The sequence below is a fragment of the Neochlamydia sp. EPS4 genome (assembly GCF_000813665.1).
Taxonomy (GTDB): domain Bacteria; phylum Chlamydiota; class Chlamydiia; order Chlamydiales; family Parachlamydiaceae; genus Neochlamydia.
Genome location: NZ_JSDQ01000049.1, coordinates 1 through 8,245 on the forward strand (window position 1 = coordinate 1; position 8,245 = coordinate 8,245).

Consider the following 8,245-nt stretch of genomic DNA (forward strand, 5'->3'; position numbering starts at 1 on the left):
TAACTGGCATATTTCTGTAGGCAGAGCGGTGAGCTGGTTTTGATTTAAGTGAAGACCTCGCAGCTGAGATAAGTGGCATATTTCTGGAGGTAAGTAAGTCAAGCCTGCTTCAGATAAATTTAGAGCGGTGATGCTTTTACAATTTTCTTCAATCCAATCTCTAAAAAGCTCTCCTTTTTTTTCTAGAGGCAAGTGCTTAATTTCTTCTCGGCTCAAATATTCTTCCCCACCAGGGAGTCTTTTCCAAAGTAAAAGGCGATTAGTATTTAAGAGATAAGAAGAGTAATTAGTCAGAGTTAAGCCTTTTTTTTCTTCTGTTTTCTCTTTAAATTCCAAAGGAGAAATAGATTTAGCTAAGGTAAAAACTTGTTTAAAAACTTGATAAACTTTTTCAGTAGAGGTAAGTCCAGGATTGAGTTGATAAACTTTAGCTAACAAAAGAGTTCGCTGGGTAGTGGCATTCTTCCTGGGGAAATGAAGCCGTACTATTTTTCTATAAAGAGGGGGCATGACTTCAGTAGCCAGCAGATGATGCCATCTTTTACAGACGCTAAATAAGGAAGGAACTACGCAAGCCTCTAAGATAGGGAGCAGCAATTCATTGGGCAAGCTTTCAATAGATGCCGAAGAGATAGGATGCATTTTATTTCCTTGGGTAGTGATGACCTTTTATCATTTTATTTTTAAGGCAGAATAAAAAAATTAAAAATGCAAGTCAAACGAATTCGTATCCTTATCCATGAAAAACAACTCACAGATAACCTACCTCGCCTTTTTTTCAGATAGATTCACGGAAGGGGGAGACCTTCTAAGCATTCAGGAGCAGCCACAGGTTTTGGGGATTCAGTGACGCGGCAATTTTGGTTTGGCTAAAAGAATGAGTTTGAGAAAAACGGCTCTTTTTGGCGCAATGTTTTAATTTTTCTATCGAATGATGAAATACAATACACCAGTTTCTTCCTGTCAAGAAAAGTTATTCTCCACCCTAGCACTCTGCAGAAAAAGAGAAAAATTTTTTGTCGTTATAAATGTGTAGGTTAGTTTAAATTTGCTTAGTTGCAGGAAGAAAAGCGGATTACTTTTCTAAAGATAAGATGGCTAAAAGTTTGTTATTCATTTTAGTCTACTCCAATTTAAAAAGTACTTACGACCATTCTACAATTGAAAACTCTGAATAACTTGCTTAGACAAAGCTGTGCAAGCTGACATAGTAAGCGTTTTTTCCAAATAGCCTAAACGATTCAACACCTGTTAAAGTTTTATGCAAAGGCGGTAGGTTAGAGATGTTGCTTTTAGCACGGAATGTAAAGCCCTGGGTTTCTTTTATGCTTATTCCCTTTATGCATGTGTAGGCTGGTATTTCCTTTGATAAGCCATAAGCACAGAGCCTATTAAAGCAATCGTGAACCAGAGCCAGCGAATGCAAGAAGATAAGTCAAGAGTATGGAATTCATGCCACAGATTGCTAAATAAAATGATTGTGAGCAGCAGAGGGCCTACATAGCGTAGTGATACAGAGAAGAAGCTAGCTTGAGAGCCATTATACCAAATAGCATCTTCTCGCAAAGCAGGACAAGCATATTGGAAAGTAATAATGAGGGCTATCCCTCCAATCAACATATTGATGCCTAAAACCATGGGGGCAAGGGCATCGATAATATGCGAGGCATTACCAAAACAAAAGAGGACCGCCATGCCAAGAAGTGCCGACATAGTGACAGTGACAGCTTTTTTACGTGATAGCGTAAATTCTTTTTCTACATTGCCTACAATGCTTTCTGCTATAGAAAATACTCCCGTAATGCCAGCTATGAAAATGCAGAAGAAAAAGATTGTACCTACTATCTGGGCCCAATGTTCACCAAAAGATTGCAAGATTTTTGGAAATAAGATAAAACCAATTTCAAAGGTAGAGTCTGAGGAAAGAATTTGCTCAAAGGGAACCTTTTGTATATGGCTGATGTGGGCTAGGCATCCAAAAATTGCTAAGCCGGAAATGAATGAGACAGCAAAGTCTCCTAAGGTTACCCAAAACATTGCCTGGGCTATATTCGTTTTTTGATCAGTATGACGGGAGTAGCCTACGATAATTCCTAGACCTAAAGAAAGGCTAAAAAACAGCTGGCCAAATACATCACGCCAAAGCGTAGGGTCATTTAATCGAGAGAAATCAGGGGATAGATAATGTCTTAAAGCATCTAATCCTCCCGGAAGAAACATCGTAGTAATGGCAAATGCTGTCATGATAAAAGCTAGTAAAGGCATGAATAAGGTACATATTTTTTCAATCCCATCTCTAACATTTCTTATCATAACAAGATAAGTTAATAGGCACATGGATACTGTAGCGATTAAGACAGGAAAAGATAAAGGCCCTAATTGATGAATGCTTTCAGTCGTCTTTAAGAATTCTTGAAAAAAAAATGACTTAGAGTCAGAAGGGATCTGTTTAGAGGCAGCAAAATAGGTATAGGCTGCAGAATAAGCCGTTAAGACAATATAGAAGGCGCCTATTGTTAAGCAAGCAACCACAGAGAGCCAGCCGAGTACTTTTCCTTTTTTCCCTAATACTTTATTATAAGCAGAGACAATAGGCAGCTTCCAAGTATAACCAATAAGGCCTTCTAGCATGAGCATGGGAACGCCTAACATAAAAACGGCAAGGATATAGGGGACTAAAAATGCGCCTCCTCCATTTTTATAAACTTGGGCACTAAAGCTTAAAATATTGGCAAAGCCTACCGCTGACCCTATTAAGGACCATACGTATCCCGACTGACTTTTCCAGGTGGTTGTTTGCGGTTGCGACATATAAAAAGTTCCTTGGTCAGCAAATTTTCTAATCTTTTAAATGATTTTCCTTAATTTCATACCAGTGGCAAGAAAAATTAAGTTTTTTAGCGTAACAAGCTAAGAAAAAGGGAGGAAAAGAATGAAGAATAACCTGGAATCAGTGGGAAAACAGGTTTATTCAATGAGGCTTTCATACATAATACTTAAATCAAAAAATTAATAGATGCATTTTATGTTATAAGAATGTTAATTGTCAAATAGATCTTGTGCTTTACTGCCGCAGCCCACCCCAAAGTTATAGAGCTTGTTTGAGGAGAGAGGCTGTCAAGAAAACCTCAGTTTTAGCATGAAGCTTAAAACCATCATTCAAGCAGCCAATTAGTGGCGGATTGAGCGGCCATATAAGCTGCAGGGGAGCCAGCAAGCAAGCTTTAAAAGTAGTCAAGATAAAGCTTGGAGTAATCTTTTTCATAACACAATATATAAGCTAAATTGTAAGGAAAGTATTCATGCAGGTTTTATGTGTCGATCAGGATAAAAACTTTTGTAATTTTATAAAAAGAGAGGGAGAAGCTTTAGGGGTGCGCGTAAGTGGAGTAATGACGTTTGACCAGGCGCAAGAGAAAATGGGAGATCAAAGTTCGTATGCCTGTATTTTCAATTCCTCTCACTGCGAGCAGCTAGCCATGTTTGATCAACTTTCCTTTTCTTTAGCTTATGATGATTTGCCTAATGTTTCATTATTGCAGGAGCTTAAAGCAACTCAAAAAGTACGTTATATAGTAGGAAAGATGATGAGTTCTGAAGAAGCTCGTTATCTCTTAGCTCAGTTATGCCAGCTTGAAGCTTACGAAAAACTTAAAGGCGACTGGGTAGCAGAAATTCCAGAGCAGTTAATGAAGGCCTATGAGATCTCTAGCTATGAAAAATTAGGCATAATAGAAAAGCTAATCAAAAATAATTCCCATCAGCCTGCTTGGGAAGAATTACAATTCATTGTCCACAAAATAGCAGGCAGTGCAGGCTTTTATGGTCGCTTCATGGCTTGTGAAATATGTAAAAAAATGGAAACACACATCAAACAAAAAGAGTATGCTCTTATTGATTTAAACTCTTTTTATCGCCAGCTTTATCTTTATATTCAATAAACGGCTTTTCCAAAGAAAGGAGGCTAAAACTCGGGCCAACACCTTTCCTTTATTTATATAAATCCTTTAAGCCAAAATAGCGCTTCTTCCTTTGTATCAAAAGGAGAGAAGACCCTATTAATAAGCAAAAATTGTAAAGGAATATAATTTTTAATGACTATAAGCTCTAAATTTAGCCTGGGGCTTTGATAAATAGAGAAGTAAGCTAAGAGTAAGCCGGAATGTGGCTTTATTCATCTCTTATTTTTCTATCCCATTTAAAAATGCTTAGAGCCCGGCCGTATTAACTTTTCAACTTTTTTTGGGCAACCATTAATCATTTGTATAATTTATACTCCTGAAGAGGGGGCGTCCACTTACTATATCGTGCTGGGGAATCTAAAAAATTCTTTTCAAAAAACGATGGATGGAAAAAATGATTGCTATCACAATTAATCACTTGTAGGGGGTTAAAAAATAAATCGGAAGAGGAGGGATTTGAACCCCCGTTACCCTTACGAGTAAATCTGTTTTCGAGACAGACGCATTCAGCCACTCTGCCACTCTTCCTGGAGCAAATATCTTGCCAAAAATAGATTCAAAACACAATCTTTTTCAAGAAAAGGGAAAGAATAAATAAAAATGATCATTCACTTTCACTAAAGTGAGCAGTATATTTTTACCTTTTTTCCTAGAAAAGCTGTCATGCTTTAAAAAATTCGTAAAAGTGCTTAAAATAATGTTGACCTTCAAGGTTACATTTGCCATATTTAAATTACGTCTACCCTATTTGAGTACACTTAAGTAGGGCTTAAAATTTTGTCGCCTGTCGGATGAAAACATTCGAAACATAAGAAAACTATTAAAATTAACCTTTATAAGGTTAATAAAAGGAGTCTCATGATAGCGCAAAAGAAAAATACAGCACGTAAATCTGCAACACATTGTTCACTAGCAAAAAAAATTCTTCTAAAAGTAATTACGGATAAAAGCCGTAAATCCAGTCTAACTTAATAAAATCTGATTAAACCTTTAACTATACAGGAGAAAAAATGAATAAAGAATTTTTCGAAGGTAGTTGGCATGAGCTCAAAGGGAAAATTAAGGAAAAATGGGGCAAATTGACTGATGATGATCTTTTGAGGATTGATGGAAGCTGGGAGCGAATGTTAGGTAGCTTGGAAAAAAATTATGGTTATAAAAAAGACCAAGCAGAAAAAGAATTAAGTAAATGGAAAAATGAAAGCACACACTTAGGGAGGTAAATATGAAGCTTACTAGTATGGAAGATCTACTTGTCTATGAGTTACAAGACCTTTTAAGTGGGGAAATGCAGATGGTGGAAGCCTTGCCCCTCATGCAAAAAGCCGCTTCTCATCCTGAGCTAAAAGCAGCTTTTGAAAAGCATTTGCAGGAAACTAAACAGCAGGTTAAGCGATTAGAAATTGCTTTATCCTACTTAGATGCAGAAGCTAGTTATACTACCGTTTGCAAGGCTATGAAAGGTATGATTGCAGAGGGCGAGGAGATTATGAAAATTCATGCTCCTGACGATCTAAAAGATGCTGGCCTGATCGGTGCGGCCCAAAAAATCGAGCACTATGAAATTGCTGGTTATGGGACGGCAAAAGCCCATGCGGCATGGCTGAGTTTAGACGAGGTAGTAAACCTTTTGGATGAGACCTTGCAAGAAGAAGCCAGTACTGACAAAAAGCTGACCAAGCTTGCTGAAGGTTCCATGTTTACTTCAGGGATAAATAAGCAGGCCTCCAAATAACCAATCAAGAGGTTATTCCGAAAGCATGCTTAGCATGCTTTCGGGAGTACGACATGTTAGGCGCGGAAAAATGTTTTAAAAAATACCGACTTTTAATATCTCGGTAAAATTTTAATTAACGATGAAAAGATTTATCTAAAAATTAAAATTTAAGGGATAAAGAAAGGTTTATGTATGGCTATAGGCATTAGTGCTCTTAAAAGTTTTTTAAGAAATAGCTTCAGCTGCCTATCTTGTGATTATCCTTAATTTCTCCGCCTCTAACTTGATATATTCCCTTTAAAAAATTTAAAGCTCTTAAACTTATGGCTCATTCTTTGATTTTACAGCCTTAATAATATTTAAACGGCTACACACATATTAAGAGAGAGGGAGAAATAATGAGCAAAAGTCCACAGAAAAAAGGTTTAATTAAAGCTAATGAGCTTTACCTTTTTAATCACTTAATGAGGATTAATTAAAAATAAACTCAGGTAGTTGGCCGAAAAAGTTTAATCGTTAAGCGAGAATAGAATGATATTAAAAGCTTATCAGCAAAAAAAGACATTAAAAAAAACTCTTGCCCCTGTGCCAGAGCTATCTCTAGACCCTTCTTGCGGTTTGCCCATTTTTTGTATACAAAAACATGCCGCTTCTCATTTACATTATGATTTTAGAGTCGAATGTCAAGGCGTGCTTATAAGTTGGGCTATCCCCAAGGGCCCTTCCCTTAATCCTTACAACAAACGCTTAGCTATTCGTGTAGAAGACCACCCCTTAGCTTATCGTCATTTTGAAGGAGTTATCCCTCCTGGGAATTATGGAGCCGGAGAAGTGGTTCTTTGGGATGAAGGGATTTACACTTTAGGGGGATTAAAGGCCAAAAAGGATATTGAGAATGCTTGCTTAAAAGGTTTAGAAAAGGGCCACTTAGAGATAGAGTTGCATGGTCATAAATTAAAAGGTGGTTTTATCTTGCAGCAATGGAAAAAAGAGAAAGATAAAAATTGGTTATTGATTAAACGTAAAGATCAATATGTGGATTTAAAAATAGATGTGTTAGAGCACAATCAATCCGTGCGCACTTGCTTTCCTAACACCTTTTAAATAAGATTTTTATTAAAGAATGAGTACACTAAGGACAGCAAAGAGAGCAAGCATTAGGGAGATCCTGCTTAAAGAGTAAGGAATAGCTGGATAAATGCACAAGATAAGGGTAAAACATACAACGATCTTCTAAGGAATTGCTTCCTTTTGCAGCTTAACCCAAATTTTGGTAACAGAAAGCGGTCTTATTCGCGTTAGCGATGATAAGAAACGACACTATTATCGAAAACTAAATAATTCGAGAATAATAAGCAGTCTTATTCCCAAGGGTGATTATAAAGACCTTTGTTATTAGCGAATATTGACATTTTCGATAATAAGAGCTAGCGTATCCTAATAGGCACAGAGGAATGAATGGGCATACTACAATCACCTGCCGGACAAATTATAAAATCTTTAAGTGGATATAAAGCTTTTCTACCAAATCCACTACTACCCACATTCAAGTGGAACACCCAAATAGTAAGCGCTTTGACATGAGCAGATTTTCAATGACGTCTTAGGTGAGCTAAGTATCAATTTTGTTAGAATTGCAAATGTCAGCGAAGCTTTTTTGAAATTTCCCTGACCTTTTTTTCTAATTTTGTAATTCGACTCGCTTTCATCAGATCTCTTTATCTGAATGATATGGCAAGCTAATTTCTTATGTCCATTTTTTATTTCTTTTTCTGAAGCGTTTGTGGCATTCTTAAGATGGTATAAGAGGATATCTTAAAACCCTTGTTTTACCCTTATCCTTTTGCACATTATTAAAGAGATTCTAAAATCCGTAGCTTAACCCCTGTAAGGGAGAATTGGATCTATTTATCCATGATTAAGTGGATGGTAAATCGGATTAATAAGGCAAAAGAAAGGGTTTAAGATATCCTTATACGCTTTCGAGCAACGCTTTATATAATCATATACTTAATAAAAAGTTTACTTTTACGGATAGAGCCAACCTGGAAATAGGTTAATTTCTTTTTTGGTTATGGGGAGGAAGTTTCTTTAGAAGGTATTATTTTCGAGCGTGGGATTGAAAGATAAAAAGGCGATCACAACACTGCTTGAGCCCTTTGATAAGCTTATTGCAGTGATTGATCATCCCAAGGTCGGAAGAGGTAGGATTCGAACCCACGGACCCCGTGAAGGGCCTTCTGTTTTCAAGACAGACGCAATCGGCCACTCTGCCACTCTTCCTTAAAATCTGAATGGTATCTTATAGCTGATAGAAAGTTATTTGTGCAAGTTAAATATTTGAAAATCAGCGATTCTTTAAGTAGGGCTATCCTTTAATGGAGATGGATTTTATTAGTTTTAAAAAAAGTTGCTTTGCGAAAGGGGGAGCTTACGGATATCTGTTGGCAAGCTTTACCATTTAATTTTAAAATTTTCTCTCCCTCTTATTTTCAGCGTTGATTTTTTCTTAACCTAAAATCAATCAATTAAAGCATGGCCTTACAGGAATTTTCTTCCTTATTTA

The 8,245-nt window shown here is 36.7% G+C and carries 5 protein-coding genes, 2 tRNA genes and 1 pseudogene; 4 read left to right on the forward strand and 4 right to left on the reverse strand.

Annotation, left to right across the window (positions count from 1 at the left end; genetic code table 11):
- Positions 1 to 642 (reverse strand): annotated as a pseudogene (locus DB42_RS05020) (hypothetical protein); the annotation flags it as partial.
- Between the two features lie 696 nt (positions 643 to 1,338).
- Positions 1,339 to 2,811 (reverse strand): sodium-dependent transporter, encoded by a 1,473-nt coding sequence (locus tag DB42_RS05025; protein ID WP_044882006.1) that lies wholly within the window; start codon positions 2,809 to 2,811, stop codon positions 1,339 to 1,341.
- A 491-nt stretch (positions 2,812 to 3,302) separates the two neighbouring features.
- On the opposite strand from DB42_RS05025, the gene DB42_RS05030 reads away from it, so the two are divergent.
- Positions 3,303 to 3,941, forward strand: a complete 639-nt coding sequence (locus tag DB42_RS05030) for an Hpt domain-containing protein (protein ID WP_044882007.1) — start codon at positions 3,303 to 3,305, stop codon at positions 3,939 to 3,941.
- 462 nt (positions 3,942 to 4,403) lie between these two features.
- Here the strand turns inward: DB42_RS05030 and DB42_RS05035 are convergent.
- Positions 4,404 to 4,490: transfer RNA gene (locus DB42_RS05035), tRNA-Ser, on the reverse strand.
- A 482-nt stretch (positions 4,491 to 4,972) separates the two neighbouring features.
- Between DB42_RS05035 and DB42_RS05040 the strand changes: the two genes are divergently transcribed.
- From DB42_RS05040 to DB42_RS05050, 3 genes are all read left to right on the forward strand, one after another.
- Positions 4,973 to 5,185 carry a CsbD family protein gene (locus tag DB42_RS05040; RefSeq protein ID WP_044882008.1) on the forward strand — a complete coding sequence of 71 codons (213 nt, stop codon included), beginning with the start codon at positions 4,973 to 4,975 and terminating at the stop codon, positions 5,183 to 5,185.
- Between the two features lie 2 nt (positions 5,186 to 5,187).
- On the forward strand, positions 5,188 to 5,697 hold the full coding sequence (locus DB42_RS05045; protein ID WP_042244095.1) for a ferritin-like domain-containing protein: 510 nt from the start codon (positions 5,188 to 5,190) through the stop codon (positions 5,695 to 5,697).
- A 513-nt stretch (positions 5,698 to 6,210) separates the two neighbouring features.
- Positions 6,211 to 6,783: a DNA polymerase ligase N-terminal domain-containing protein gene (locus tag DB42_RS05050; RefSeq protein ID WP_044882009.1), complete on the forward strand. Its 573-nt coding sequence runs from the start codon at positions 6,211 to 6,213 to the stop codon at positions 6,781 to 6,783.
- A 1,092-nt stretch (positions 6,784 to 7,875) separates the two neighbouring features.
- Here the strand turns inward: DB42_RS05050 and DB42_RS05055 are convergent.
- A tRNA-Ser gene (locus DB42_RS05055) sits at positions 7,876 to 7,962 on the reverse strand.
- Positions 7,963 to 8,245: the final 283 nt, after the last annotated feature.